Annotated in this window: 20 protein-coding genes; 11 read left to right on the forward strand and 9 right to left on the reverse strand. The window is 71.4% G+C overall.

From position 1 onward, the window contains the following. Positions 1 to 135 precede the first annotated feature (135 nt). Together ACIRJR_RS00855 and ACIRJR_RS00860 are read right to left on the reverse strand one after the other, a co-directional pair. Positions 136 to 1,101: a DMT family transporter gene (locus tag ACIRJR_RS00855; RefSeq protein WP_403771772.1), complete on the reverse strand. Its 966-nt coding sequence runs from the start codon at positions 1,099 to 1,101 to the stop codon at positions 136 to 138. Beyond that, positions 1,098 to 1,916 (reverse strand): SDR family NAD(P)-dependent oxidoreductase, encoded by an 819-nt coding sequence (locus ACIRJR_RS00860; RefSeq protein ID WP_403771775.1) that lies wholly within the window; start codon positions 1,914 to 1,916, stop codon positions 1,098 to 1,100. Before ACIRJR_RS00860 ends, ACIRJR_RS00855 begins: the two co-directional genes overlap by 4 nt. Positions 1,917 to 2,058: 142 nt before the next feature. On the opposite strand from ACIRJR_RS00860, the gene ACIRJR_RS00865 reads away from it, so the two are divergent. The 6 genes from ACIRJR_RS00865 (at position 2,059) to ACIRJR_RS00890 (ending at position 7,644) form a co-directional block, all read left to right on the forward strand. After that, on the forward strand, positions 2,059 to 2,640 hold the full coding sequence (locus ACIRJR_RS00865) for a TetR/AcrR family transcriptional regulator (RefSeq protein ID WP_403771778.1): 582 nt from the start codon (positions 2,059 to 2,061) through the stop codon (positions 2,638 to 2,640). A 297-nt stretch (positions 2,641 to 2,937) separates the two neighbouring features. Next, positions 2,938 to 4,086 carry a serine hydrolase domain-containing protein gene (locus tag ACIRJR_RS00870; RefSeq protein ID WP_403771781.1) on the forward strand — a complete coding sequence of 383 codons (1,149 nt, stop codon included), beginning with the start codon at positions 2,938 to 2,940 and terminating at the stop codon, positions 4,084 to 4,086. A gap of 175 nt (positions 4,087 to 4,261) precedes the next feature. Next, positions 4,262 to 4,408, forward strand: a complete 147-nt coding sequence (locus tag ACIRJR_RS00875) for a hypothetical protein (protein WP_403771784.1) — start codon at positions 4,262 to 4,264, stop codon at positions 4,406 to 4,408. A 125-nt stretch (positions 4,409 to 4,533) separates the two neighbouring features. After that, a complete protein-coding gene (locus ACIRJR_RS00880; RefSeq protein WP_403771787.1) occupies positions 4,534 to 5,289 on the forward strand; it encodes an IclR family transcriptional regulator in 756 nt (251 codons plus the stop codon). A gap of 190 nt (positions 5,290 to 5,479) precedes the next feature. Continuing rightward, positions 5,480 to 6,664, forward strand: coding sequence for a 4-hydroxybenzoate 3-monooxygenase (locus ACIRJR_RS00885; protein ID WP_403771790.1), 1,185 nt, complete (start codon positions 5,480 to 5,482; stop codon positions 6,662 to 6,664). 461 nt (positions 6,665 to 7,125) lie between these two features. Next, complete coding sequence (locus ACIRJR_RS00890; protein ID WP_403771793.1) at positions 7,126 to 7,644, forward strand: hypothetical protein; 519 nt, start codon at positions 7,126 to 7,128, stop codon at positions 7,642 to 7,644. Between the two features lie 84 nt (positions 7,645 to 7,728). Here the strand turns inward: ACIRJR_RS00890 and ACIRJR_RS00895 are convergent, their stop codons facing one another. Next, on the reverse strand, positions 7,729 to 8,127 hold the full coding sequence (locus ACIRJR_RS00895) for a VOC family protein (protein ID WP_403771796.1): 399 nt from the start codon (positions 8,125 to 8,127) through the stop codon (positions 7,729 to 7,731). A 196-nt stretch (positions 8,128 to 8,323) separates the two neighbouring features. On the opposite strand from ACIRJR_RS00895, the gene ACIRJR_RS00900 reads away from it, so the two are divergent. Continuing rightward, the gene (locus ACIRJR_RS00900; protein ID WP_403771799.1) at positions 8,324 to 10,336 is read left to right on the forward strand and encodes a beta-N-acetylglucosaminidase domain-containing protein; all 2,013 of its coding nucleotides are present in this window, start codon (positions 8,324 to 8,326) and stop codon (positions 10,334 to 10,336) included. Positions 10,337 to 10,455: 119 nt separating this feature from the next. Here the strand turns inward: ACIRJR_RS00900 and ACIRJR_RS00905 are convergent, their stop codons facing one another. Then, a complete protein-coding gene (locus ACIRJR_RS00905) occupies positions 10,456 to 14,208 on the reverse strand; it encodes a S8 family serine peptidase (protein WP_403771802.1) in 3,753 nt (1,250 codons plus the stop codon). Between the two features lie 327 nt (positions 14,209 to 14,535). Then, entirely contained in the window at positions 14,536 to 16,071 is a 1,536-nt protein-coding gene (locus tag ACIRJR_RS00910; RefSeq protein WP_403771805.1) for an alanine/glycine:cation symporter family protein, read from the reverse strand. Between the two features lie 960 nt (positions 16,072 to 17,031). Here ACIRJR_RS00910 and ACIRJR_RS00915 point away from each other — a divergent pair. Next, positions 17,032 to 17,217: a DUF1737 domain-containing protein gene (locus tag ACIRJR_RS00915; protein ID WP_403771808.1), complete on the forward strand. Its 186-nt coding sequence runs from the start codon at positions 17,032 to 17,034 to the stop codon at positions 17,215 to 17,217. Positions 17,218 to 17,387: 170 nt separating this feature from the next. Here the strand turns inward: ACIRJR_RS00915 and ACIRJR_RS00920 are convergent, their stop codons facing one another. Further along, positions 17,388 to 18,032 carry a TetR family transcriptional regulator gene (locus ACIRJR_RS00920; RefSeq protein ID WP_403771811.1) on the reverse strand — a complete coding sequence of 215 codons (645 nt, stop codon included), beginning with the start codon at positions 18,030 to 18,032 and terminating at the stop codon, positions 17,388 to 17,390. 266 nt (positions 18,033 to 18,298) lie between these two features. Here ACIRJR_RS00920 and ACIRJR_RS00925 point away from each other — a divergent pair, with 266 nt between their 5' ends. The 3 genes from ACIRJR_RS00925 (at position 18,299) to ACIRJR_RS00935 (ending at position 22,220) form a co-directional block, all read left to right on the forward strand. Further along, entirely contained in the window at positions 18,299 to 19,903 is a 1,605-nt protein-coding gene (locus tag ACIRJR_RS00925) for a GMC oxidoreductase (RefSeq protein ID WP_403771814.1), read from the forward strand. 20 nt (positions 19,904 to 19,923) lie between these two features. After that, a complete protein-coding gene (locus ACIRJR_RS00930; protein ID WP_403771816.1) occupies positions 19,924 to 21,321 on the forward strand; it encodes a lipase family protein in 1,398 nt (465 codons plus the stop codon). 329 nt (positions 21,322 to 21,650) lie between these two features. After that, positions 21,651 to 22,220 carry a hypothetical protein gene (locus ACIRJR_RS00935; RefSeq protein ID WP_403771819.1) on the forward strand — a complete coding sequence of 190 codons (570 nt, stop codon included), beginning with the start codon at positions 21,651 to 21,653 and terminating at the stop codon, positions 22,218 to 22,220. 318 nt (positions 22,221 to 22,538) lie between these two features. On the opposite strand, the gene ACIRJR_RS00940 is transcribed toward ACIRJR_RS00935, so the two are convergent. From ACIRJR_RS00940 to ACIRJR_RS00950, 3 genes are all read right to left on the reverse strand, one after another. Continuing rightward, on the reverse strand, positions 22,539 to 22,931 hold the full coding sequence (locus tag ACIRJR_RS00940; protein WP_403771822.1) for a type II toxin-antitoxin system death-on-curing family toxin: 393 nt from the start codon (positions 22,929 to 22,931) through the stop codon (positions 22,539 to 22,541). Continuing rightward, positions 22,928 to 23,122: a hypothetical protein gene (locus ACIRJR_RS00945; RefSeq protein WP_403771825.1), complete on the reverse strand. Its 195-nt coding sequence runs from the start codon at positions 23,120 to 23,122 to the stop codon at positions 22,928 to 22,930. Before ACIRJR_RS00945 ends, ACIRJR_RS00940 begins: the two co-directional genes overlap by 4 nt. A 255-nt stretch (positions 23,123 to 23,377) precedes the next feature. Next, entirely contained in the window at positions 23,378 to 26,422 is a 3,045-nt protein-coding gene (locus ACIRJR_RS00950; RefSeq protein WP_403771828.1) for an AfsR/SARP family transcriptional regulator, read from the reverse strand. Positions 26,423 to 26,628: the final 206 nt, after the last annotated feature.

Below are 26,628 nucleotides of genomic sequence, written 5' to 3' on the forward strand. Positions count from 1 at the left end.
CTCCCCGGCCCCCGACTCGACGGGGACGGCTCGACGGGGACGGCTCAAGGCCGTCGGCTCCGGTGCCAGGATCCGGCCGGGCCGGGCCGGGGTGGTCGGAGGCTCGCCCGCCCGTGCGAGGCCGGACCCCCGCGGTCAGTTCCGTTCCGCCTTCGCTGTATCCGGGGCTTCGGACAGGACCGCCTTCGCCGTGTCCGGGGCTTCGGACAGGACCGCCGGTCCGCGACGTGCACCGTCCGCCGGCGCCGGCCGCAGCCCGACGGCGACGCCTGCGGCGACGAGCAGAGCGCCCGCGACATCGGCGGGGCCCACCTCCCCCAGCCCGAGCACGACCGTGGTGAGCAGCGCCCCGACCGGGACGAGTCCGGCGAAGAGCCCGGCACGGTCGGCGCCCAGCCGGCGCAGTGCGTCGTACCACAGGAAGAAGGCGGTGGCTGTGACGAGCGCGCCGAGATAGCCGAAGGCCGCCGCCTCGGTGGGCGTGGGCAGGCGCAGGGCGCTCGCGCCGTCGAAGGCGATACCGGCGGCCAGCAGCGCGGGGACGGACAGCGCCGCGGGGTAGGCGGCGACCCTCAGGGGGCCCAGCTTGGGCAGCAGAGGCAGAGCGAGCAGGGAGAAGGCGACCTCGCCGGCGAGTGCTCCCAGCGACAGCAGCACACCGTGCATGCTGCCGCCGCCGAGCCCGGCGGCGACAGCGGCCCCCAGGGTCACGACGACCGCGGCGCCCACGATCCGGGCGGTGGGACGGCGGCGCTGCGTCAGGGGCCCGACCAGGGCGAGGACGACGGGGATCATGCCGACCACGGTGCCGATCATGGCGGGACTCGCGTGCCGGGTCGCTTCCACGAGGAAGATGTTGAAGCCGACCAGACCGGTGGCGGCCAGAGCCGCCAGGAGCAGGAAGTCACGGGGCGTCAGACCGGCGCGGGGTAAGCGCCGGCGGCGTACGACGGCGAGGAGGATCGCGGCGGCGAGCGCGTATCGCAGGGCCTGCCCGCTGAGGACGGGGTAGTCGGCGATCGTCGCGGACACCGCCGTCGACGTGCCCACGAGCAGCATCGCGGCTGCGGCACCCGCCGCCGGTGCGGTGGCCGAACTCATGCCGCGTACTCCTCGGTCCGCGGGGCGACGTCCGGGGGGCTGAGGACCTTACGGGTGACGCGTTCGGCGACGGCGGCGACCAGGGTGCGCGGCCGGCGCGGCAGCAGATGCGCGGCCAGGGCGTTGCCGAGTCCGGGGGTGACGTATCCGCGGTCACGGTCGAGCGCGCGAAGAGCGGCGCGCACCACCGGCTCGGGTGTGGTCATCGAGCCGTTGACGGCCGCCTTACGGGTGCCGATGGCATCGAAGAAGGGGGTGTCGACCGGGCCGGGGCACAGGGTGAGCACGCGTATGCCGCGGTTGCGGTACTCCTGGCGCAGGGCGAGCCCGAAGTTCAGCACGAACGCCTTGGCGGCGCCGTAGACGGCGAAGTACGGGGCGGGCTGGAAGGCCGCGGTGGAGGCGACGTTCACGATCGCGCCCGAGCCGCGCTCCAGCATTCCGGGCATCAGGCGGTGAGTGAGGTCGACGAGCGCGACGACGTTGACCATCAGCTGGTCGTGGTCACGGTCAGCGGATATCTCCTCGAATCGGCCGCACGTGCCGAACCCGGCGTTGTTGACGAGAAGGCCGACGGTCAGGGACCGGGCGGCGAGCCGGCCGTGGATCAGCCGGGCGGCATCGGGCTCGGCGAGGTCCTGGACCAGGACATGGGCACGGATGCCGTGTTCCGCGATCAGCCTCTCGGCGAGGGCGGTGAGCTTGTCCTCGGAGCGCGCCACCAGGATCAGATCGTGCCCGCGGGCGGCGAGCTGCGCGGCGAACTCCGCGCCGAGTCCGGATGAGGCGCCGGTGATGAGCGCTGCACTGTGCACAGGAAGACCCCTTCAAATCGACGAGCAACTGATACGGAATCGTACCCACTTTCTCTGTAACTGCAACACCAATGTCGCAGCTTCTCTGAAGATGGCGCATCGATGTATTGTTTTGTCGTCGATCAGATGAGTGGGAGGCGCCATGAGTGAGTCAGCGGCACGGCCGTTGCGGGCGGACGCGGAGCGCAGTGTGCGCGCGATCCTGGAGGCGGCCGAACGCGTGCTCGCCACCGATCCCGGCGCGACGATGGAGCAGATCGCGACCGCGGCCGGGGTGGCCAGGACCACGATCCACCGACGGTTCGCCCACCGGCAGGCACTGATCGACGCGCTGGCCTCCTCCGCCGCCCGCCAACTCGCCCAGGCCGTGGAGGACGGCCGGCCCGACACCGCCCCTCCGCTGGTGGCACTCCACCGGATCACGGCCAACGTCCTCGAGGTGAAGGGCGCCTGGGCGTTCGCGCTGGAACTCCCGGCCGACCCGGGCAGCGAAGCGGCCGCTCTCCACCAGGACATCGCCCGGCGATGCATCACGGTGCTGGAACGGGCGCGGGCGGACAAGCTCATCGACGAGGCGGCCGACCTCCACTGGGTGCGGCGCGTCTACTACGCACTCCTCGGAGAGTCCCTCCACGGAAGCCCGGACGACACCGGCATCGACACCGACACACTCGCCGCCCGCCTCATCGAGACCCTGCTCCACGGCGCCGGGCCGCGCACCTGACGACGACCGTGCGCGGGCAGGTGCCGCCACACGCCGCTCCCCGGGCGAGTGCCCCGGTCGGGGGCCGCTCGTCCTCGCTGTTCAGGTCCGGGATCCTGGGGCATCCCCCAGCACCCGCATGGCGGGAACTCCCGGCGCGTCCTGAGGGCAGCACGACGGCATGCCAGGGGGACAGCCGGATGGGCCGGCCCTCCTCTCCGCTGGTGGGATGGTCGCCACCAGCGGCTCGGGGGCGACACAGCCGCGGCCACCGCCTGAGCGGCCCCTGAACGCGCAGGCGACTCGAACGGACGTGAAATGATCAAGGATCTGCCACGAAGGCGCCGTCACCTGCTCGCCACCGGTCTGGCCTGCGTCCTCCTCGCCGCATCGGCCGCGCCTGCGGCCGCGACGGAGCCGCAGGGCACCGGCCCGCTCGGACAGCAGGTGGACGTGATCCACGGAACCGGGGCCGTCGGGGTGTCCGCGGAGACGACGTCACCGGCCGGACGGGAGAGAGCGCGCGCCGGGACGGCCCGGACCGGCACCGGGCGCCCGATGCCGTGGGACGGCAGATTGCGGATCGGCAGCGCCACCAAGACCTTCACCGCCACGGTCGTGCTGCAGCTCGTCGGCAAAGGGCGGCTGTCCCTGGAGGACACCGTCGAGAAGTGGCTGCCCGGAGTGGTCCGGGGCAACGGCAACGACGGCAGCCGGATCACCGTGCGGCACCTGCTCCAGCACACCAGCCACATCCCCGAGGTACTGCCGGAGGTACCCGCGCTGAACAGCGCGGACGGCTATCGGGCCGAGCGGTTCCGCACCTACACCCCCGAGGAGCTGGTGGCCACGGCGATGCGACGGGCTCGCGTCCCGGGCTCCGGCTGGTCGTACTCCAACACCAACTACATGCTCGCCGCCATGATCATCCACAAGGTCACCCGTCAGAGTTGGGCACGGGAGGTCGAAGCCCGCATCATCCGCCCACTGAACCTGGAGGGCACCTTCGTGCCCGGCACCTTCCCGTGGATCCCGGGCCCGCACGCCCAGGCCTACACGGCGTTCGGTACGGGCGCAGGCGTCGGCAGCGACGTCACGGTGCTCGATCCGAGCATGGCCGTCGGCTCCGGCTCCCTCATCAGCACCACGCACGACCTGAACACGTTCTACGCCGCACTGCTCGGCGGCCGTCTGCTGCACCGGGACCAGCTCGGCGAGATGACGACCACCGTGCCCACGCCTGACCCGGGCGTGAGCTACGGACTCGGCCTCGGCGAGATCGAGTTGTCCTGCGGCGGCAGCTACTTCGGCCATCCGGGCAACCTGCTCGGCTATCGCACCTGGGGTGGCGCCACCCGGGGCGGGGCCCGGACCGCCGTGGTGTACGTCAACAGCGACGGCGGCCAGGAGACCCAGGGGGCGATGACCGCGCTCGTGGACCAGGCCCTGTGCCGGACCCGCTCCTGACACTCCGTCCCGGGACCGCGTGGGCGCGGGGCCGGCCGCCGGCCCCTGCAGGCGTCGGACCCAGTACGCCTCCGGGGGGCCGACGCGTGTCCACCGGGTGCGGTCCCGGAAGTCCAGGACGGACGTCCCGTGGATCACCCTCCACGGCGCGGCGGCGTGGAGGAACCGCAGCAACATGGTGCCACCGGTGAGCGGGGCGCCGACGGACAGGGAGATCGAGGCGTCCGCCCGCACGGACATCCGGACAGCGAGGGCGTGCACGGTGATCGGGGCGATGGGCGCCGCGGAGGCCGTGCTTCTCCGGATCATCCGGGAGTCCTGATGGGCCTTCGGCGGAGAATGGCCCGACGGGACGCGGTACGGCCGATCGGCGGCCGGTGCGGCACGATCCGGGGCCGGCGGTTTCCACCGCCGCCGGGCGGCGCGGAGCAGGAGCGGAGACGGACGATGGCGAACTCACCCTCCGGGGAGACCCTCACGGAGCGGATCGTGCGCGTCCTGGAGACGTTCGACACGGACCGTACGGTGCAGACGCCCGCCGAGATCGGGCGACGTGCGCGGCTCCCCTCGTCCACCGCTCACCGGATGGTGACCGACCTCGTGGAGTGCGGGCTGCTGGAGCGGGACGAGGACCAGCGGGTACGCCTGGGCATGCGGCTGTGGGAGCTGGCTCTGCGCGGTTCACGCGCGCTCCGCCTGCGGCAGGCGGCGCTGCCCTTCATGGAGCGCGTGCAGGCCCGCATCCGGGAACACACCCAGCTCGCGGTGGTGGAGAACGGCGAGACGCTCTTCGTCGAGCGCCTGTCGCACCCGAAGGGGGGCGCGAACATCGCGCGGGTCGCCGGCCGTCTGCCGCTGCACGCCTCGTCGTCCGGGCTCGTCCTGCTCGCCAACGGCCCCGAGGACCTCAGGGAACGCGTGCTGGCCGGGCCGCTCGAAGCCGTGTCTCCCGAGACCGTGACCGATCCTGCGCGCTTGCGCCGTCACCTGGCCCGCATCCGCCGCGAAGGCGTGGTCGTGGCTCCGGGCTCGGTCGAGGGCGTGTCGACGGGCGTCGCCGTCCCGGTACGGGAGCGCCCCGGCCAGGTGGTCGCAGCGCTGTCGGTCGTGCTGCCCCGGGACGCGCCGTACGGACCCGCGATCGAGGAACTGCGCGCCGCGGCAGCGGGCATCACCGCCGCGCTGGGGGCACAGCGCCCGTAAGCGCACCGGGAGCCCGCGCCTGCGCGCCTGCCAGGGGCCAGGGGCCGCCTTCCGCCTGCTGCCTTCCACCTGCCGCCCGAGACCCGCTTCCCGTTCAATGGCATCCGGCGTCGCCAACGGGCCTCGCTGGCACCAAACTCCCTTTACTCCACCGCCTGTTGCATCCCAACCCCGCGTAGAAGGAGACGTCATGCCCGAACGCACCCGCGTCGCCGTCGTCGGCGCAGGCCCCGCCGGCCTGCTGCTGTCCCACCTGCTCGACCGGTGCGGCATCGAGTCGGTCGTCGTCGACTCCCGCACCCGCGAGCAGATAGAGACCACGATCCGGGCCGGGATCCTCGAACAGGGCACCGTGGAGATCCTCACCGGGACGGGGGCGTCGCAGCGTGTCCTCTCGGCCGGGCAGAAGCACGAGGGCATCGAACTGCGCTTCGCCGGCGAGGGGCATCGCATCGACTTCACCGACACCGTCGGCCGGGCCGTATGGCTCTACCCGCAGCACGAGGTGCTGAAGGACCTCGTGGCCGCCCGGCTCGCAGCCGGGCAGGACCTGCGTTTCGGCGTGACCGCCACACGGGTGGAGGACACCGAGACGGCCCGGCCGCGCGTGATCGGGAAGGACGCCGAGGGCAACGCGGTCGAGATCGAGGCCGACGTCGTGGTCGGCGCCGACGGCTCACGCAGCGTCGTCCGCGAGGCCGTGACAGGTGCGTACGGGGGCTCCTTCCGGGAGTATCCGTTCGCCTGGTTCGGCATCCTGTGCGAGGCCCCTCCCAGCTCCGAGGAGCTGATCTACAGCAACTCCCCCGACGGTTTCGCCCTGATCAGCCAACGCAGCCCCGACGTGCAGCGCATGTACGTCCAGTGCTCCCCGGACACCGACCCCGCGGCGTACACCGAGGAGCAGCTGTGGGAGATGCTCCAGGCGCGCGTCCCCGGCACCACCCTCCGCGAGGGCCGCATCTTCCAGCGGGACGTGCTGCGCTTCCGCAGTTTCGTCGCACACGAGATGCGGCGCGGCCGCGTCGTCCTCGTCGGCGACGCGGCGCACACCGTGCCGCCCACCGGTGCGAAGGGCATGAACCTCGCCGTCGCCGACGTGGTCCTGCTCACCCAGGCCCTGCGGGCGCTCCTGCTGGACCGGGACGAGACCCTGCTCGACGCCTTTCCCGAGACCGCGCGGCAGCGCATCTGGAAGGCCCAGCACTTCTCGTGGTGGATGACGAGCATGCTGCATCTGCAGCCCGGCGCGAGCGGCTTCGACCGCATGCGCCAGATGGGCGAGCTGCGTACGGTCGTCGAGTCGCGTGCCGGCCGCACCTACCTCGCCGAGGCGTACACCGGCTGGCCGCTTCCGGGCGGCCTGCCGGACTGATACCAACCCGGGCGACAGAATCACCGGCCCGCAGCCGACCGGGGGGACAACCTCGGCCGCCATGGTGCTCGTCCAGGGCCTGCAGCACGGCCCCGAGCACTCCGGGCCGGTGACAGAACGCCCACGGAGCGCCCGAGCCGAGGTCGCCGTCCCCGCGCCGCGACGGTGCTCGCTGACCGCCGTCCCCGCGCCGCGACGGCGCTCACTGCCCTCTGTCACCGTCTGCGGAGCCGGCAGGGCGACGGTCGGCCGGGGCCTGGAGCTCGGCGCATCCCGCACAGCGACTGAGCTGCACTTTCAGGTCCCTCCCCTCATGTTGACACCACCACTCACCAAGCATGGCGCCATAAAGACTCTCCAATGGCGTCACTTGTGTGCCATACTGATGCCACCGGGAGAGGTGCCCGGCGTGACCGCCATCGGTGCGCTCGTCACGAAGTCACACACAAGGGGGTCGGGCCATGGAGACAGCAGCGAGCGGGAAGCAGGCGGCGCCAGGGGCCCTCACCGCCTTCGCCCGGTTCGCTCTCTGTGGCGGCGGAGTCGGGATCGCCGCCGGCTTCGCGGTGACGGCCCTCGCCTCATGGGTCCCCTGGGCTCTCGCCAATGCGATGATCACGGTGGTCTCCACGCTTCTCTCCACCGAGCTCCACGCCCGCTTCACCTTCGGCGCGGGCGGACGCGCGACGTGGCGCCAGCATGCGCAGTCGGCCGGATCGGCGGTGGCCGCGTATGCGGTGACCTGCATAGCGATGGTGGTCCTGCAGCAACTGGCGGCGGACCCGGGTGCAGCACTCCAGCAGGTCGTCTACCTGTCGGCCTCCGCCTTCGCCGGCGCAGGGAGGTTCGCGGTGCTGCGACTGGTCGTGTTCGCACGGAACCGCTCGCAGCCGGCGGCCCCGAGCACCGTTCCCGTATGCGCGGCCGAGGCCCGCGTCTCACCCCGGTCCGACCCGGCAACCCTCTGCTGCGCCGCCTGAGGTTGCTCCCGGATCCCGGCGCCTCACGTGCGACCGGCCGGGCCCGTCAGCCGGGCTCCCGTGTCCGCCTCGTATCCAGCATGGTCAGGACGCCCTCCGCTCACTCCCTCCGGGCACGTGGCCCAGGTCCACCACGCAGAAGATGTTGTCGTCCGGGTCGGCGAGAACGACGAAGTCGGGGTCCGGCGGATAGAGGTCCCAGTCGACGGCCCGCGCACCGAGAGCGGTCAACCGGGCCACCTCGCGCTGCTGCTCCTCCCGCGTCTCCGCATAGAGGTCCAGGTGGACACGGGGTCGGGGCTCGGCCGGGGACGTAGTGCGCATCAGCCCGAGGGCACGGCCGGAGCCGTCGGCGTGGTCGAGGAACCGCCACGTCTCGCTCTCCGCCTCACGGGAGGCTACGAGATCCAGGGCCGCGGTCCAGAAGGCCACCGCGCGGGGAATGTCCGCAACACCGATGGCGGGGACTCCGAGTCTCAGCATGGAGCGAGTCTAGGCCCGGCACCCGTCGCACCGCCCGGGCCGGTTCGGGGCGGACCCGCAGAAACCGACACCCCGTCAGGGACCGGTGCGCTCTTTCTCGGAGCTTGATCTTGACACCGGCGCTCACGAGTGGTGGTTTAGACCACTCCACCACCTGAATGCAGTGGTCCACTTTCGTGGAGGTGCAGTGACCCGTATGCCTCGAAGTCATCCGTACCGTCTCCCCCGAGTCCCCCGTCTCCCCCTTCTCGGTGCCGCGGCTCTACTGGCCCTCGGTACGCTCTCCGCTCCCGCCCGGGCGGCCGGAGAGCCGGCGGCCACCACGGCGCCGCCCTCGTCCGGCGGCCCTTCCTCCGCAGGCCGGCCCGTCGTCACCCCCACGCCGCAGCAGATGAAGTCGGCCGGCCGGGACCTCCGGGTCCCGGACCGCGTACGCCTCGTCCTCGGTGACGACGTCGACGCCCCGAGCACCGGAGTCATCAAGAAGGCACTGGCCTCGGCCGGAGCCCGTCACATCACCACGAGCACGGCCGGAGCCTTCGCCTCGGCGCCGCCCGGCCGTGGACCGACGCTGACCGTCGTGGCGGGTTCCGTCAAGGACCGCGCGGTGGCCGCCGCCCTGCGCGCCACCGGCGGCACCGTGCCCGGCTCCCTGGTCCCGGAGGGCTACTCCCTCGCCTCCCGGGGAGACACCGTCGTGCTCGCCGGCAACGACGGGGACGGCATCTACTACGCCGCCCAGACGCTGCGGCAGCTGGTGACCGGGAAGCACACCCTGGCGGCGGTATCGATCACCGACCACCCGGCCATGCCCCTGCGCGGGAGCATCGAGGGCTTCTACGGCGCGCCCTGGTCGCACACCGACCGGCTGGACCAGCTCGCCTTCTACGGCGACGTCAAGGCCAACACCTACATCTACACGCCGAAGGACGACGCGTATCTGCGGGAGGAGTGGCGCGAGCCCTACCCCGCCGACAAGCTGGCCGACCTGCGTGGGCTGATCGAGCAGGCCACCGCACACCACGTCGACTTCACCTACGCCGTCTCCCCGGGACTGTCGGTCTGCTACAGCGACCAGGCGGACGTGAGCGCCCTGAAGGAGAAGCTGGGCACCCTCTACGACCAGGGCGCCCGCAGCTTCTACGTGGCGCTGGACGACATCAGCTACACCAGGTGGAACTGCGACGCCGACCAGGAGAAGTACGGCGCCCCCGGCAGAGGCAGCGCGGGCCGGGCGCAGTCCGACCTCCTCAACGCCGTGCAGCACGACTTCATCGACACCCACGCGGATGCCGAGCCGCTCCAGTTCGTGCCGACGGAGTACTCCGACACGGCCGACTCCGCGTACAAGTCCGTGCTGCGTGAGCGACTGGACCCGAAGGTGATCGTGCAGTGGACGGGCACCGACGTCGTTCCCCCCTCGATCAGCGTGGAGGACGCCCAGGCCGCCTCCACCGTCTGGGGACGCAAGGTGTTCCTCTGGGACAACTATCCGGTCAACGACTACGGGCAGACGGCGGGCCGGCTGCTGATGGCCCCGTACGACAAGCGGGAAGCCGGGCTTCACAAGGCTCTGAGCGGCATCGTGCTCAACCCGATGAACCAGGCCGCGCCCAGCAAGGTCGCTCTCTTCGGCGGGGCGTCCTTCGCCTGGAACGACGAGGACTACGACCCCGACCGCACCTGGCGCGCGGCGGCCGGCTACCTGGCCGGCGGTGACCCCGCGACGGCCCGGGCCCTGCTGGCCTTCTTCGACACGGAACATCTCGCGCCGACCTTCGGCGACACGAACTGGCAGCCGCAGGCACCCGAACTGAGCGCGAGGCTGGCGGACTTCACCCAGGCGTGGAACAGCGGGTCCCCCGCCCGCAGGCAAGAGGCGCTGCGGAAGCTCGGCGCGTACGCCGACGTACTGGCCGGCGCTCCCGAACAGATCCGCTCCGGTGTGCGGGACCCGGCCTTCCTGGCGCAGACGAAGCCCTGGCTGGACGCCCTCGACGTGTGGGGCGGCGCGCTGGACGCCACCCTGGACGGCCTGCGGGACCGGGCCGACTCGGGCGACGGCCAGTCGGACTTCACCAGGGCGGCGGCCCTGGCGAAGCAGGCCGCGGCGTTCACCACCATCCCGGGCACCACCCGTCCGCAGGGCCCGGTCAAGGTGGCCGACGGGGTGCTGGACACGTTCATCAAGCAGGCCCCGACGATGTGAACCGTGCCCCGGGCACCGGGACCCGGCGCCCGGGGCCGCTCGAAGAGTCCGTCACGTGAGGAGGCGGACCGGACCGGCGGCTCCGCGTCGCGCGGAGGCCGCCGGACCACCACCGAACCTCAGCGCACCTCGTACGCGCGGACCAGTGTCTGGCTCACCCGTGCTCCGCGGCTGTCGGTGAGGGTGACCCGCAGGTGCACGAAGCTGCCCGCGGGCGCGTCCGCCGGGAGCTTCGCCTCCCAGGTTCCGTGCGCGTGCACCGGTCGTGCCGTGTGCCAGCCGGAGACCGCCTCGACGGTGCTCTGGTCGCCGTAGGCGTACTCCAGCGTCGCACCCTCCAGGGTCGCGGGGGCGTCGGCGCCGTCGACGACGGCGCCGATCCCGATCGTGGTCGTCTCACCGGCGGGACGCGTGTTGCGCAGGTCGCTGGCGACGTCGATGACCGGGACGAGCAGGCGCTGGGCGCCCTGGTCGGCTGCGCCGGAGGAGAACGTCCACTCGGTCCCGTAGGCCAGGCCCGTGCGGTCGGCGGCCGACACGGGGCGGCGCCACGTCTGGCGGAACGTGATCTCCGCCTTCTCCTGGGGCACGGTGAACATACCCGCGGTGGAGGCCTGCGGCTCGCCGTTCACGAGGAGCTGCCGGGTGCCGTAGTCGCCCCGGCTCAGGGTCGAGTCGTGCCCTCCCGCGTCACCGAACGGAGCCATGACGTACGAGAGGCGGTTGCCGTCACGGGTCATCATCGTCCGGGCGTAGGTGTTGCGGACCGGGCCGTAGGGCGACTTGTACCAGTTGGCGGTCTCCCTGCCCTTCTCGACCGTGTGCGGGCCGTCGTAGGCGGTGCCCTCGTACACGCCGAGGTCACGGCGCATCAGCGTCGTCCAGGTCAGCCCCTCCGAGCCGGCCGGGGTGAAGAACTCGGTGCGCGCCTGCGGCGCCCTCATCCCCAGCGTGGTGCCGCCGGCCCAGACCGACGGCATGCCCGGCAGCCCCACCTGGACGTCCGACCAGTAGGTCGTGTCGCCCGCGTTCTGCACGTGGTAGCGGGCGTCCCGGACGGCGAGGGCGGAGTCGTGGACCCGCTTGCCGCCCGGACGGATCGCGCCGCGCGAGACGTACGCCAGGTTGTAGACGTACGGGCTCTTCGCCGTCGCGGTGCCGGACCAGCGCACGGTGGCCTTGCCCTGGCCGGCCCGCGCCTTCAGAGCCAGCGAGTCGGCCCAGGTGACGGAGGCCTGCTGCACTCCCTCGGCCCCGGACATCTGGAACCGGCCCTCGGTGTCGGGAACCGCCGCCAGGACGCCGACCGCACCGGCCTTCGCCGCGGCTGTCGCCCAGGTGTAGCCGTTGCCTCCACCGGTGCCCGCGTCGACCAGGGCGATCCTGCCCTTCAGGTCGTGGGCGGCGAAGTTCTCGTCCGTGCCCTTGCCCACGGCCACGACCTCGGCGGAGCCCTTCCCGTCGAACTCGGTGGCCTTCTGCAGCGGAAGCGAGTCCAGGACACGGCCGTCGGGGGTGCTCAGCTCGGCGAGCGGGGCGACCTGCCGTGCGGACGCGAGGAAGGTGAGCCGGTCGTCGCCGGAGGTCCGTTGCGCGTAGATCCCCTTCACATAGGACGGCACGGTCGGGACGTAGCCGGCGAGCAGCTTCCTGCTCGTGTCGAGTCCGAAGGTGGTCCCGAGGGCGAATCCGGCCGGCTCACTGGGCCGGTCGGTGTCCCAGCTGACCTCGCGGGCGTCGCGTGCGTCGAGTGTGACGGCGGTGTCGCCGGTCACCTTCAGCTCGGCGTCGTACAGCTGGGAGACGGACGCCACGCTGCCGACGTTGCCCGCCACGTCACGCGTCATGATCACGCCCCCGAGGGCGTAGGTGCCGAGCGCCACCCGGATCGTGGTGCTGCCGGCCGCGGAGTAGCCCAGGGTGTACCGCTTCGCGGTGTCCCGGTGGTCGTCGAACAGCTGGAACGTCGACAGGGAGTCCACCGGGTCGCCGTGCCGGTCCAGGCCCTTGACCGTGAGGTCCGCGGAGGGCTCCTCCATGTGCACGCCGAACGGGACGGTGACACGGGTGCCGTGCGCGCCGGTGCCGACGAGGCGCCCGGTGACGGTGCCGTAGTCACCGGCGTCCAGGCGGGCCGACGGATCGATCCGGACCGGGACGCCGGCGTCGCCGTGCGCCGGGACGGTGACGAGGCGCTCGGCCGGCGTGGCGAAGCGGGACAGCCGGGTTCCGTCGTCGCCGCGCACGTCCTGCACGGTCAGGACGAGGGTGACGGGCTTGTCGGTGATGTTCGTCAGGGTGACCTGCTTCTCGACCGCGTCGAGATCTGCCTGCGGGTACGCGAAGTCACCCAGCAGCGGGACGGGTTCGGCGACCACCGGCTGGGTGGTCGCACGCGCGACGTCGAGCGGGCCCGACCCCTGGTCCAGGACGGGCGCGTCGGTGCGCGCCGCGGAGGCCGTCAGCACCCCTTTGAGCTGGGCCGGGGTGAGTTCGGGGTGCTGCTGGAGAAGCAGCGCGGCGCCACCCGCGACGTGCGGGGTGGCCATCGAGGTCCCGGACATCGACCGGTACGCCTGTTCGCCCCGGCCGCCCGACCTCGCGGCGACGACGTCGACGCCCTGGGAGGCGATGTCGGGCTTCGCGCTGAGGCCGTCCACGGACGGGCCGCGGCTGGAGAAGGAAGCGGTGTGGTCCTTCCGGTCGACGGCGCCGACCGTGAGGGCCTTCGGTGCGCAGCCGGGTGTGGAGACGGTGCCGCGCAGCGAGGCGTTGCCCGCGGCGATGACGAACAGGGCCTTGTCGCTGAGTTTCTGCACCGCGTCGACGTCCGGGCCGCTGCAGCTGGTGGAGCCGTCGGCGCCCAGTGACATGGAGACGATGTCGGCGCCCTGGTCGACGGCCCACTCCATGCCGTTCACGATTCCGCTGAGGCTGCCGGAGCCGTCGTCGCCGAGCACCTTGCCGATGAGGAGGCCGGCCCCGGGCGCCATGCCGGCGTACCTGCCGTGCGAGGCCGCGCCGGTACCCGCGATCGTCGAGGCGGTGTGTGTGCCGTGGCCGGTGCGGTCCTCGCCGTCCTGGGCGTTGACGAACACCTTGGACGCGGCTATTCGTCCGGTCAGGTCGGGGTGGGCCGCGTCGACACCCGTGTCGAGCACGGCGACCTTCACCCCGGAGCCGTCGAGCCCGGCGCGGTGCGCGGTGGTGGCACCGGTGAGCGGGACGGTCGGGGTGCCGAGGGCCGGGGCCGCCGTGCCCCGCACCCTGGCGTCGAGCCAGATCCTGCGAATGCCGCCGGCGGCGGCCTTGGCCCGCCCCTCCTGCGGGGCGAGGGCCTTCCAGGCGTCGGCGGCGGATGTCTTGGTGACGGCCAGACCGGCGCCGCCGATGGAGTCGAGGCCGGCGGTGGTCCTGGTGCCCGGGGCGGCGCTGCGGGGGGTGCGCCCGCCCTCGTAGGCGACGATGACGGGGAGGGTGTCGGTGCGGGCGTCGTCGTAGCCGTCGGACACCAGCTTGCCTATGTCGAACAGCGCGGCGTCGAGCCTGCCCGCGTCCACCAACCGCTCGGTGCCCTGCGGGAACACGTAGGTGTGCGCGCCGTCCTGCCAGACGGCGGCGGGGTGGTCGGTGCCGTCTGCGGTGCGCGGGGCCGCGGACAGGACCCGGCCGGCCGCGTCGACACGGGCGTCGACGATGTCACCGGTGATCAGGGTGACGGTGACGGGCCGTCCGGGGTCCGCGGTGTCCGAGGTGACGGGGGCCGCACCGTCCGCGGAGTCGTCGGCGGTGGCCGCGGGGGTACCGATGCCCAGCAGGGCAACGGCCGTGACTGCGGTGGCGGTTCGCCACCACGATCTGCTGCGTCTCACAGGTGTCTCCTGGGTCGACGGGGGATCCGGTGAGCGACAGCCTCGCCAATTCGTGTGCCGGACGGTGGCATCGGAGGTGGCGAGTGGTGCCGTGGCGAGAATCCGCCACCCCTCGCCGCCCCGGGACGGCGCCTCGCACGCGGGGCGGCCGGACCTGCCCGGTGCCGCGCGACGCGGTGGGCTGCCGGCCCGGAGGCCGGACCGGCTCCCGGACAGCCCGGCTTCCGGGCCTTCCGCCGTCGGCGGGGAAGGAGTCTCACCCGCGGGAACGCGGGACAGGCCCGTTCCCACCCGGGCATCGGGTGGGAACGGGCCTGTCGGAAGCGGTCAGACGGTGGCCTGCACCTGCTCCTGGTCGGTGTCGTCCTCCGGGCCGGCGCCCGCGTCACGCTTCTTCACGTAGGCGAGGAAGGAGTTCAGCTCCCGCTTGACGACGGGGGCGAGGAGGTAGAGACCGATGATGTTGATGACGGCGAGCGTGAACAGCACCGCGTCCGCCAGGTCGATCAGCGTCTGGAGCGTGAGCAGCGAGCCGGCGACGGCGAAGACCGTGTAGACGACCTTGTAGACGAGCTCGCTGATCCTGCTGCGGCCGAAGAGGTACGTCCACGCCTTGAGGCCGTAGTAGCCCCAGGTGAGCACGGTGGAGATGGCGAACAGCAGCACCGCGACGGTGAGGACGTACGGGAACCAGGGCATCACCGTGGCGAAGGCGTCGGAGGTGATCGTGACACCGCCGATGGACGCGTCCGAGCGGGCGTCCGTCAAGCTGGCCGGATTGGCGATGACGATGGTCAGCGCGGTCATCGTGCAGATGACGACGGTGTCGATGAACGGCTCCAGCAGGGCGACCAGGCCCTCGCTCGCGGGCTGCTTGGTCTTGACCGCGGAGTGCGCGATCGGGGCCGAGCCGAGCCCCGCCTCGTTGGAGAACGCCGCACGCTTGAAGCCGATGATCAGCGCGCCGAGCACACCGCCTGCGACTCCCTGCGGGCTGAAGGCACCCTCGATGATCTCGGAGACGGCGGCGGGCACGGCGGTGACGTGCACCAGGATGACGGTCAGGCAGGCGGCGATGTAGAGGCCCGCCATGGCGGGGACGAGCCTGCTGGTGACGTTGGCGATGGAGCGGATGCCGCCGAGGAGCACGATGCCGACGATCGCGGCGACCAGGATGCCGAAGAACAGGGCGCCCGTGGAGGAGCCCATGAGGCCGTCCTCGCCGCCGGTGACGGAGACGAGCTGCGCGTAGGACTGGTTGACCTGGAACAGGTTGCCGCCGAAGAGGCCGAAGAACAGGATCATGAAGGAGGCGAGGACCGCGAGGACCTTGCCGAGGGTCTTGCCGTTCTTGCCGAAGCGCTCGGCGAGCCCCTTGGGCAGGTAGTGCATCGGGCCGCCGGAGACGGTGCCGTCGGCGTGCACCTCGCGGTACTTCACACCGAGCGTGACCTCGACGAACTTGGTGGCCATGCCGAGCAGGCCGCACAGGATCATCCAGAACGTCGCGCCCGGGCCGCCGATCGTGACGGCGACGGCCACACCGGCGATGTTGCCGAGGCCGACCGTGCCCGAGACCGCGGCGGTCAGGGCCTGGAAGTGGTTGACCTCACCGGCCGACCCCTCCTCGTCGTACTTGCCTCTCACGACAGCGACGGCGAGACGGAACTTGCGGATCTGTACGAGCCCGAACCAGCCGGAGAAGACCAGCCCGGCGACGACGAGCCAGGCGACGATGAGGGGGAGGTCCGTTCCGCCGACGGGAACGGCGTAGAAGACGATCTCTCCGAGCCATGTGGCTATGGGTTCGAAGAATCCGCTGACGGCCTCGTCGACGGACTGCGTGATGGAGTCGAGTGACACGGTGAATACCTCGTGACGCAGGACCGGCGCGGGGACTGCGCCGGTAAGTGTGCGGTCTTGGAGCGAACGCCGTTGTCCGATCGGCGAACCGTGGTGTTCCCGGCCCGTGGACGCGGACCGTGATCACACCGGACGTACTCGCCGGCAGTGCGCCGGCCACCGCACAGGTGGCGAGGGGTCGTGCCACCTGCGGAGTTGCGCATTCCTACCACGAGATTCCGAGACGTCGAGTGACGCACTTCACATGACGTACGGTGATCCACGAAAGCCCCAGCGAGCGTGACGCGACCGTTATACGGACATCGATTTACATTCACCGGACACTTATCTCCGCAGGTCAGCGCCTCCCCCGGAGTCACGGGGCGCCTGGAGGTGCGACGAGAGCACCCCCGGCGCACGGAGCCGGGCCCGCTCCCGGGTCAGGCGCTTCCCGGCGCACCCCCCCGGACGCGAGGTACACCGACAAAAGGATTCAGACCGCAGGTAGACGATCCCGAAGTGGCACGTTCCTGTCGCCAGGCAAGGCGCGGTCCCGGCACAGGCTCAGTCGTGGGCAAGCGGCGCGCCACCGGACCGGACGCGGCCCGCACCCGGACACCCGCTCGCGCTTGGATCCCGCGACCGGTGAGCGGCCCGCCGGAGGGCGAGGTGCCACCCGGTATCGGACAGACCTTCCGCCACGGCATTCGGACCGGTGTCGCGGTGCCCGGCAGTTCTTGGACCACACTCTCCAGGGCCGGGCCGGCGCGCTGCCCTCCGCCGAGCGCACAGCATCAAAACAGCGCCCGCTTCGGCACGGATCATCCGACCCGGAGGGAGATCGCCAAGTAGAACATCTTCGTCAATCCGGTCCAGGAGACGGCCTGCCACTACCAGGTCCTGGCCGCCGACAGCTCCCGCCTGCACGGTTCTCACGCCTGCACGTTGGCCTTCGCCGCGGGAACGTCCGAGTCTTCTCCCATGAATACACCACCGGACGGACTGCCCCTCTACCGTGTCATCACCGGCCCGGACGACGCCAATTTCTGCCGACGCGTGAGCGAGGCGATCAGCCTCGGCTACGCACTGCACGAAGGCCCCGCCCTCACCTTCAACGGTGAGAACGTCGTCGTCGCCCAGGCGTTGGTCTGGCGCGCAGCTCTGTAGCGGCCTGCCGACCAATCAGTACGCACCCGGGATGTCCCGACAGGCAGGCAGATCGCCGCCCTCGATGCGACGGTGCCGCCCGGCCGCACGTTCCCACCGGGCGGCAACCGGGGGCTCCGGGGCCCAGGGGCCTCCGTTCGGGGCGGCGGTCCCGTCCACACGAACGGGACTCAGTACGGCAGACCCTCGGCGGCCGCACGCAGAGCGACCAGGATGCAGGTGGCGATTTCGCTGCCCGCCGCCTCGGGTTCCTCCGCGTACCGGCGGGCGAAGTCCTCCGAAGCGGCTCGCAGGGCCCCGTTGAAGGTGGCCGCGTGCACCCTGGTCCGTAGGTCGTCGGGGCTGCCGCCGGACCGCTCGGCGAGGAGCTGGGCCAGGACGGGCAGGGCGTCGTCGTGGGCCTGGAGCCAGACGGCCCGCAGTGCCGGGTCAGTGGTGGTCATGCGGATCAGGTCGAGGATGGCGGGGGCCACGGCGGGCAGGTCACCGGCCCGCAGCGATCGCGTGACGAAGTCCAGCAGGCTCATGTCCGCAGGCCAGTCGCGCAGTTGGGCGACGGCGAAATCGAGCCCTGCGGAGAGCAGCGGCAGGACACAGCTCTCCTTGGTGGGGAAGTGGCGCCACAGGGTGCGCGAGGAGATGCCGACGGCGCGGGCGATCTGTTCGCCTGTGGTGCCGGTGACACCGTGCACGGCGAACAGGCGGACGGCCTCGGCGGCGATCTCGAAGCGGAGGGTCTCCTTCCTCCGCTCGGCCAGCGACGGCCGCGCCGCCTGAACTGTTCTCGCATGTCCGGCCGTTGGTGCTTCGCGCACGTTCACCCCTTCCCGCCCCGCCTTTCGTCGCAGCATATCGAGCCCTTCGAGAATGGCGCGTGCAGACGTCTTGTCTCTCACTGACACACCGACCTACGCTGCCGTAAGTGACCAGCGAGTAACAGCGCTGCTCCATAGGCGTTTGGCATGCACGGGCCATATCGAACGAGTCCAGGCGGCATCGAGCACCGGAGATCCGCCCCGCCTGGGCCGCTCGTACGGCCAACCGATCATCCGGCACCCCATCCCCACGCAAGGAGCCGCACATGCCCATTCCCAGCAGGCGCGCCCTGCTCACCGGCGCTGCCGGAGTGGCAGCTGCCGGTGTTCTCCCCACGCCCACCGCGTCGGCGGCATCCGCACCCTCCCGGGTGAAACTGGCCCGGGAGGAACACCGGGCCGTCATCATCGGCTCGGGCTTCGGCGGCGGAGTGGCCGCACTACGACTGGCGCAGGCCGGCGTGCCGGTCACCGTGCTGGAACGGGGCCGGCGCTGGCCGACCGGCCCGAACGCGGAGACGTTCCCCCGCGTCTCCAGCCTCGACAAGCGTGCGCTCTGGTACGGAACCCTCCCCGCTGCCGTCCGGCCGCTCGCCCAACTCATCGGCGCCCCGCTGAACTTCGGCCCCTACGCGGGACTACTGGAGCCGGTACTCGGAGAGAACATCCTGGGCGTCTGCGCGGCCGGGGTCGGCGGCGGCTCCCTCGTCTACCAGGGCATGACGCTTCAGCCCTCCGAGTCGGTCTTCGACACCTGGCTGCCCCAGGAACTCGACTACCGGCGCATGAACGAGATCCACTATCCCCGGGTCGCGGCGATGCTCCGGGCGGCCACGGCACCGGACGAACTGGTCGGCTCCCGCACCTACTACGCCGCTCGGGTCTTCGCCGAGCGGGTACGCAGGGCCGGGTACGGCCTGGAGAAGATCCCGATGCCCATCGACTGGGACTACGCCCTGGCCGAGCTGCGCGGCGAGATGAAGCCGTCCTACACGAACGGGGACTGCGCACTCGGCGTCAACAACGGCGGCAAGCACTCAGTCGACGTGACCTACCTCAGTCAGGCGGAAGCGACGGGGAAGGTGACCGTCGCAACCCACCACAACGTCACCTCCGTGGAACGCGCACCGGACGGCCGCTGGGAGGTGCACGCCGACCGGACCGACGACACGGGCCAGGTCCTGGAGCAGAAGATCCTCACCACCCGCGCCCTGATCATGGCCGCAGGCAGCATCAACACCAGCAAGCTCCTCGTCCGCGCGGGAGCCACCGGCGCCATCCCCGACCTGCCCGACGGGCTCGGCGAAGGGTGGGGAACCAACGGCGACCGCATATACGCCTGGACCAACCTCCAGGAGGACTTCGGGGCCGAGCAGGGCGGCCCCGTCGTCTACGGCAGCAAGGCATGGGACGACCCCCACACCGCGAACACCATCATCCAGGCGTCACTACCCCCGCTCGGCCTCAACTCCCGTACGACCATGCTGGTCGGCTTCGGGGTGAGCGCCGACCGCGGCCGATTCCGCTACGACGCCGCCACCGACTCCGTGTCGCTGCACTGGCCCCTCGGCGGGGACGCCACCAGCCACCGCGCCATCCAGCGCCGCGTCAACAGGGTCGCGAAGGGGCTCGGTGTCCTCACGGACACCAACGCGCTGGTCAACAGCACCTGGCACCCACTGGGCGGCGCCCCGATGGGCACCGTCTGCGACCTGGAAGGACGCGTCCGGGGCCAGCGCGGTCTCTACGTCCTCGACGGTGCTCTGATCCCCGGCACGACCGGCGCCTGCAACCCCTCGATGACCATCGCAGCCGTGGCCGAACGGGCCATGGACCACATCACCGCCACCGACATCGACACCCTCATCTGACGACGGACCAGGAGCACACCATGAGCCGCAAGAGAACACCTCCCCTCGCCACCCTCCCCGTCCCCGCCGGAACCACCGCCCGCGCCAACCGGACCGGCCGGCGCCTGCTGGCCGGTGTCGTCGCAGTCGGCACCGTCTGCACCGGCCTGTCGGCAGTACCGGCCTCGGCCGCCGCGCCGGGACCCGTCGTCTCCCGCGGCGTCACCATCCCCGCCTTCTACACGCCACCGACCGAACTCCCCACGAAGAACGGCGCTTTGATCCGCACCGAAGCGCTGCCGCTCGGCCTCAGCATCCCCGGCCTGGACGGCCGCCCCATGCCGGGCACCGCCACCCGCCTGATGTACAGGTCGACCGACTCGGCCGGTCTGCCCGTCGCCGTGACCGGCGCCTACATCGAGCCCTCGGCCGCCTGGAAGGGCAGCGGGCCGCGGCCCCTGGTCGCGGTGGCCTCGGGCACCATGGGCCAAGGCGATCAGTGCGCGCCGTCCTTCGCCCTGCAGCACCCGCTCACCCTCAACGGCGACACGGTGTCCGTGGGCTACGAAGCCCTGGCGATCTACCGCATCCTGGCCGGCGGAGCGGCCGTGGTCGTCACCGACTACGTCGGCCTCGGCGCCACAGACCGCCTGCACACCTACGTCAACCGCCTCGACCAGGCACACGCCCTCCTGGACGCGGCCCGCGCCGCCCGCGCCGTACCCGGAGCGTCGATCACCGCGGCCTCCCGCACCGGCCTGTACGGGTACAGCCAGGGCGGCGGCGCCAGCGCCGCCGCCGCAGAACTCCAGCCCTCCTACGCACCCGACATCCCGCTCTCCGGCACCTACGCCGGTGCGCCCCCGGCCGATCTGACCTCCGTCATGAAGGGCATCGACGGCAGTGCCCTCGCCGGGGCACTCGCCTGGTCGATCAGCGGATTCGCCCAGGCCGATCCGGACCTGCGCGCGGTCGTCGACGCCAACGTCAGCACCACCGGCAAGGCAGCCCTGGCCGACGCGTCCACCATGTGCGTCGGCGACGCGCTCTTCGGCTACGGCTTCACCAAGAGCAACAAGTGGACCACCAGCGGCAAGTCCATCGGCGACATCATCGCGGCCGACCCCCGGGCGAAAGCGGCCCTGGACAAGCAGCGCATCGGCAGGCTCAAGCCGACCGGCCCCGTACGCCTGGCCACCGGCGTCCAGGACGACATCGTCCCCCACTCCCAGGCCCGTCAGCTCGCCGTCGACTGGTGCGACAAGGGCGCCGACGTGACCTACGACGCCATCGTGCTGCCGAACCTCGGCGACAAGATCCTCACCAACCACCTCGTGCCGCTCATCACCGACCAGGGCGACGCCGTCTCCTGGCTGACCGACCGCCTCGCAGGCAAGCCCGCCACCTCCAACTGCTGGTCGATGCCCATCCAGCCCTGAACTTGCCCACACCCGCGCTGATCCTGCCGCGCCGACCGGGGCACCCCTGGGCGAGCGCGGCATGATCCTGAGGAGGGGCGGCCCCAGGGACAGCCTCAGCCGGGGGACGGTCGTCGCACCGGCCCCGCGGGCGGAAGACGGTCAGTCACCGTCCCCGCCCGCCAGGGATGTCCACTCACGGCATCACCCGCCACCCCGTGATGGGCTCAACGCGCAGGCGATCGACGTGAAGAACGTGAATACGATCCTGTCGTGCGATTCCGGACTTGATCCCCCCTACAACATCCTTACGTCCATGCCCGCCCCGTGACCGATCGACCGGAAGCCGAATGACCCCCATCGACAGCACTGTCTGGGACGCCACACTGGAACGGCTCCTCGACGAGGTGTACACCCTCGCGATGACCGGGCCCCGACGAGACGACGACTGGGGGCAGGACGTCCTGGCCGTCATGGACCGGTCGGCCACCGACCCGCGAGGCTGGCGGACCCTGGAGTGGCAGATCGACAAGGAGGGGCGTGAGAACGTGCGCCCTTCCTTTCCGTTTCTTCCGCTCACGGCCGAGCAGGTACACGAGTGGACGTATCCCGTCACGGCCTCCGCCGCCGCTGAGCTGCTTGCTTCTCTGACTCAGGAGTGGTTCTTCGAGGGCCGCCCCGTCCGGAGGCGCGTCGACCGTGACGATGTGCTGGCCGACGCCCGGATGGTGCTCAGCCGGTTCGGTACCGACGCCGTCTTCCGTACCTCCTCGGAGCTGGCCCGGGTCTCCGCCTCGCCGGACTTCCTCGCCGATGACCTCGCCGGCGGCAGGGCATTCACCGACTATGTGACGGATCTGGGGCTGATCGCCGTGAACTCGGACGAGGTCGGGATCTTCTGGTCGTTCAACGCGAACTGAGAACACACACACGGGCCGCCGACCACGCTGACGAGATCCGGGATGTGCCCGACCGGGAAATGCCCTGAAACCCCCACCGAGAAGGGCCCGACGCGGCTCAGAACCCGGAGCGCGAGGCGTCCCTCACGTATCCCTCCGTCGCCCACCCGCCGGAGTTCATCGCGAGGCCTCTCAAGGAGATCGATCGGGACAGTGCCGAGAACCTGCTCCTCGCCCTTACGGACGACGGCTGCACCCTGTCCGGGATTGGAACCGCAGGTGTCGAGCACGCCGGCTGCGCCCGAGCAACCCACAAAAGCGCCCCTGCCCCGTCGAACGTCAGGAAACGGGGAACCAGGTCGCGAGGCGCTTGGCGCTCGCAGGTACATCGACGTTGTCCTGCGCGACGTCCTCGACGAACGGCCCGGCCACCGACACGGGCGGCGGGACGGTACTCGCACTGACGCCGTTGAGCCGCAGGAAGACACGCATGGCGAGCCACGCGGTGCGCTGGTTACCGTCGATCAACGCGTGATTGCGGGCAACGGAGTGCAGCAGCGCCGCCGCCTTCTCGTGCAGTGTGGGATACAGCTCGGCCCCGAACACGTTGGTCCGGGGCCGTTCGATCGCGGACACCAGAAGCCCCATGTCACGCACGCTGCGCTCCGTGCCGTTGACCTTACGGGCAATGGCGAGGATCTCGTCGATCTGGATGTGGCGCACCTCGGTCACTTCAGGTAGTCCAGGATCTCCGCATCGCTGTCCATCAGCTCGGCCAGAACGTCATCGACCTTCAGCTCGGCCCGGTCCTGGGCGTCACGGATGGCCTCGATCGCAAGCTCCTGCTTGCTGCGGCGCTCCCGACGAGCCCGCTCGGTGAGCTTGGCGTCAAGGTCAGCGGGGAGTCGGAGTGTCATCGCCATAGAACGATGATACCAGGCTGGTATCTGTGCGGCGGGATGATACAAGCCACTCGAGACCCACGGGCCGGGGAGGTCCGTGGGGCCAGACCTCCACTTCGCGCGTCACCCCGAGCGTCAAGAGTTCGGAGCGAGACCATGACGGCGTCGCCGACGTAAGCGCCTCTCTCGTGAACCCGCAGGTCAGGAAGCCTGCTAGGGCGATCCGCCCTAGCGACCCGGTCCACGGTGGGAAACAGGTCGAACAACCCACCCGGATCAGATGTTCTCTTCAGGCGGGCAGCGCACCTCGTCGCCTCTCAGCCCGTCGCGTGCCATGCCGTTCTGCCGGGGGTGGTCACCGGCTCCGGGCAGAGAGAGGGCGGTCCGGAATTCATGTCGCGCCTCTGCGCGGCGGCCTGCCGCAGCGTACGTGTTACCGAGACGGATGCGTACCTCCATCTCCAGCCATGTGCTCGTGCTCTGTGTGAGGGTGGACAGGGCCTCGTGGTGGATGTCGACGGCAGAGTGGAGATCGCCCTGGACATGTTCCGCGGTGGCGAGACGGGACAGGCTCGCCGCGTGCAGTGGCAGGTCTTCCGCCTCGCGGGTCAGTTCGACCGCCCGCCGCAACAGGTCGGCGGCCTCCGTGTGCCGGCCCAGAGCCAGGTTGGCATCGGCGGCGAAGCACAGGGCGTTGCTGATCGTTCTGGGTCTGCCGTTCCTCTGGGCGATGGCGACGGCGACGGTGTAGTGCTCGAGCGCCTGCTCATGCCGCCCTTGCTGGGATCGGATCGCGCCGAGATTGCAGAGCGCGATCCCGGTCAGCCAGTCGTCGCCGAGCCGGGCCGCCAGCTCCAGCGCCTCGCCCAGGTGAGCAACCGCGTCCTCGATGCCGCCCAGCATCCACTCCGAGGCCCCCATCCCGGCGACGGTCCGAGCCTGGTTCCGCAGATCGTCGTGGCCGCAGCCGTGGCGCCGCGCTTCGGTGAACCAGGCGTGCGCCTGCCGGAACCGCCCCTGGTAGATGTCGACCAGTCCCATGCAGTTGCGCAGCGAGGAGGGCATCCGCCGGTCGGCGGCCATGTCCGCGCACGGCAGCGCGAGCTCCAGGGCTGCACGGCACTCGTGGAACCGGCCCTCGTGGACCAGGTGGTCGACCAGGGCTTCGGCGATCCGGCAGGCGTGGTCGAACTGCCCGGCGGCGGCCGCGTAGGCCACCACGTCGACCAGCTCTCCGCCCGCCGCCTTCAGCCATGCCGAGGCTTCCCGCCAGGTCGGGAACGGTGAACCCCCCGCGCAATCGACACCGGTGGGGAAGCCTTCGGGGCCCCAGTCGCTGGCGGTGCGACCTGCGGCCGTATAGAGGTGCAGGACAGCGGCGCGGTCTGCGGCCGCCTCCTCGGGCGCTTCGGTGGCGAGTCGCCGCGCGTGTGCCCGTACGAGATCGTGCAGCCTGTAGCGGCCGGGATGCGGCTGCTGCAGCAAGCTCGCGTCGACCAGGTCTTCCAGGATGTCCTCGGCGTCCTCATGGGAGTTGCTCAGCATGGCGGCGAGGGTGAGCACGTCGAAGCGTGCGGTCGGAGCCAGGCCCAGTGCGCGGAATGCGCGCCGCTGTTCGGGCGTGAGCTGGTCGTACGACATCCTGAAGGCGGCTTCCACGCTGCGGTCCTCGGCACGCAGCTCGCCGAGGCTGCGTGCGTCGTCGGACATCCGGCCGGCCAGGAAGGCCAGGGTCCAGGACGGGCGGTTCTGCAGCCGAGCGCTCGCGATGCGCAGCGCCAGGGGCAGGCCGCCGCAACGCCGGACAAGCTCGAGTGCTGCCTGGGGCTCGTGGTCCGCGCGGATCTCCCCGATGAGCTCCCGGAGCAGGCCGACGGCCTCGCCCGTGCCGAGTGGCTCGACGGTGAGCCGCAGATCGGCGTCGAGGCCGGGCAGGCGTTGCCGGCCTGCCACCAGAACCCGGCTCCCCGGCCCGGCGGGAAGGAGCGGACGCACCTGCTCGGCACTGCGGGCATCGTCGACGACCAGCAGCAGCCGTAGTGCACTCGTGGCCGCACGCCAGGCCGTGACCAGGTCCACCACGTCATCCAGATCGTCCGGGGTCTCGTCACCGCTGGCGCGGACCGCGCGCAGCAGCCGCCGTAGGGCCCGCTGCGGGCCGACGCTCTCGTGGGCGGCGCCGTGCGTGTGCAGGTCCACGAACAGGCAGCCGTCGGGGTAGGCGTCGTCGAGCGCCCAGGCGGCGCGTACCACCAGGGCGGTCTTGCCGACGCCCGCCGTGCCGTCGACCGTCACCACGGACACGCCCTCTGCGGACACCGGTGCGGTGAGCAGGGCGAGTTCACGTTCGCGGCCGACCAGACAGGCGGTGTCACCGGGAAGGTCGTTTCGACGGGGGCGGGGGCCGCTCGGGTGATCGGATGCGTCGGGGAGGCGTTGCTCGGGCGGGGATTCCTCCGGCTGCGTGTCATGGGGAGTCGGGGTGCCGGACGCGGGCGCCCCCGCCGAACGGGTGGGCAGCAGCTGGTGGTCCCGGCGCAGGACCGCCTGGTGCACGCCGCGCAGTTCCTCTCCGGGCTCCATGCCCAGCTCGTCGAGGAGCCGGCGCCGCATCTCCTGGTAGACGGCCAGCGCCTCGGCCTGCCTGCCGATGCCGTACAGCGCACGCATCCGCAGGGCGGCGAGCGGTTCGTCGTGCGGACGGGCCAGGGGCGCTGCCATGAGCGCGTCCAGGGCCTCCGGGTAGCGCCCGAGCAGCACCAGACACTCCGCCCGGTCCTGGTGCAGCGTGCGTCGCTGCCGTGCCAGCCGCTGCCGCTCCGTGTCGGCGAGCGGCCCGGGCAGACCCGGCAGCGGCTCGCTGCGGAGCAGGTCCAGGGCCCGGCCGCCGTGGTCGAGCGCCGCGTCGAAGTCACCGTCGGCTTTGGCGTTTTGGGTACGGGCGACCAGTCCGACGAGGTCTTCGAGGTCGGTCCGGGCTCCGCCGGGCACGAAGCGGTAGCCGCCGCGCCCACCGTGAATCACCGAGTGGACCGGCCCGGCGCTCGCCCCGTTCAGCGTCTTGCGAAGCGCGTAGACATAGCTCGACAGGACCCGGTGGCCCGTCCCCGGGGGCTCGGTTCCCCATACGTCGTCGAGGAGTTGCCGGTATGTCACGAAGGCCGGTGCCCGCAGGATCAGGGCGGCGAGAACCGCCTGCCGTCGTACCGGTCCGAGTTCGAGCGGCGAGTCGCCGCGTCGGGCCCTGACCGGCCCGAGCAGGTCGATCCGCAGGTGCCCCGTCGAATCGACCGGATTCGCGCCCGAATCCACCGCGTCCACGCCCACTTCGAAGTCCCCACGTCCCCGTGCGCCCCGTGCCGGGGCAGCTCTCAAGTCCCTGCATCAGCAGGATTTCACCGGCATTTCAGCGCGTCGCGAAAGAGTTTGCCAGGTTGCTTCGGTGCCGGCGCCCGGGCGAGGGGTGAGCTGCCCCACGAGTCACCGAACGGTCGGGCATCGGCAGATGGTCAGCCAACAGACCCTCT

Source organism: Streptomyces sp. NPDC102402 (assembly GCF_044765765.1).
Taxonomy (GTDB): Bacteria; Actinomycetota; Actinomycetes; order Streptomycetales; family Streptomycetaceae; genus Streptomyces.

Coding starts and splice junctions, on each gene's coding strand:
- ACIRJR_RS00865 (WP_403771778.1), top strand. CDS start 2,059: ATGAGTGAGTCAGCGGCACGGCCGTTGCGGGCGGACGCGGAGCGCAGT.
- ACIRJR_RS00935 (WP_403771819.1), top strand. CDS start 21,651: ATGACCCCCATCGACAGCACTGTCTGGGACGCCACACTGGAACGGCTC.
- ACIRJR_RS00855 (WP_403771772.1), bottom strand. CDS start 1,101: ATGAGTTCGGCCACCGCACCGGCGGCGGGTGCCGCAGCCGCGATGCTG.
- ACIRJR_RS00880 (WP_403771787.1), top strand. CDS start 4,534: ATGGCGAACTCACCCTCCGGGGAGACCCTCACGGAGCGGATCGTGCGC.
- ACIRJR_RS00875 (WP_403771784.1), top strand. CDS start 4,262: ATGGTGCCACCGGTGAGCGGGGCGCCGACGGACAGGGAGATCGAGGCG.
- ACIRJR_RS00895 (WP_403771796.1), bottom strand. CDS start 8,127: ATGCTGAGACTCGGAGTCCCCGCCATCGGTGTTGCGGACATTCCCCGC.
- ACIRJR_RS00915 (WP_403771808.1), top strand. CDS start 17,032: ATGAATACACCACCGGACGGACTGCCCCTCTACCGTGTCATCACCGGC.
- ACIRJR_RS00900 (WP_403771799.1), top strand. CDS start 8,324: ATGCCTCGAAGTCATCCGTACCGTCTCCCCCGAGTCCCCCGTCTCCCC.
- ACIRJR_RS00945 (WP_403771825.1), bottom strand. CDS start 23,122: ATGGCGATGACACTCCGACTCCCCGCTGACCTTGACGCCAAGCTCACC.
- ACIRJR_RS00890 (WP_403771793.1), top strand. CDS start 7,126: ATGGAGACAGCAGCGAGCGGGAAGCAGGCGGCGCCAGGGGCCCTCACC.
- ACIRJR_RS00885 (WP_403771790.1), top strand. CDS start 5,480: ATGCCCGAACGCACCCGCGTCGCCGTCGTCGGCGCAGGCCCCGCCGGC.
- ACIRJR_RS00870 (WP_403771781.1), top strand. CDS start 2,938: ATGATCAAGGATCTGCCACGAAGGCGCCGTCACCTGCTCGCCACCGGT.
- ACIRJR_RS00930 (WP_403771816.1), top strand. CDS start 19,924: ATGAGCCGCAAGAGAACACCTCCCCTCGCCACCCTCCCCGTCCCCGCC.
- ACIRJR_RS00925 (WP_403771814.1), top strand. CDS start 18,299: ATGCCCATTCCCAGCAGGCGCGCCCTGCTCACCGGCGCTGCCGGAGTG.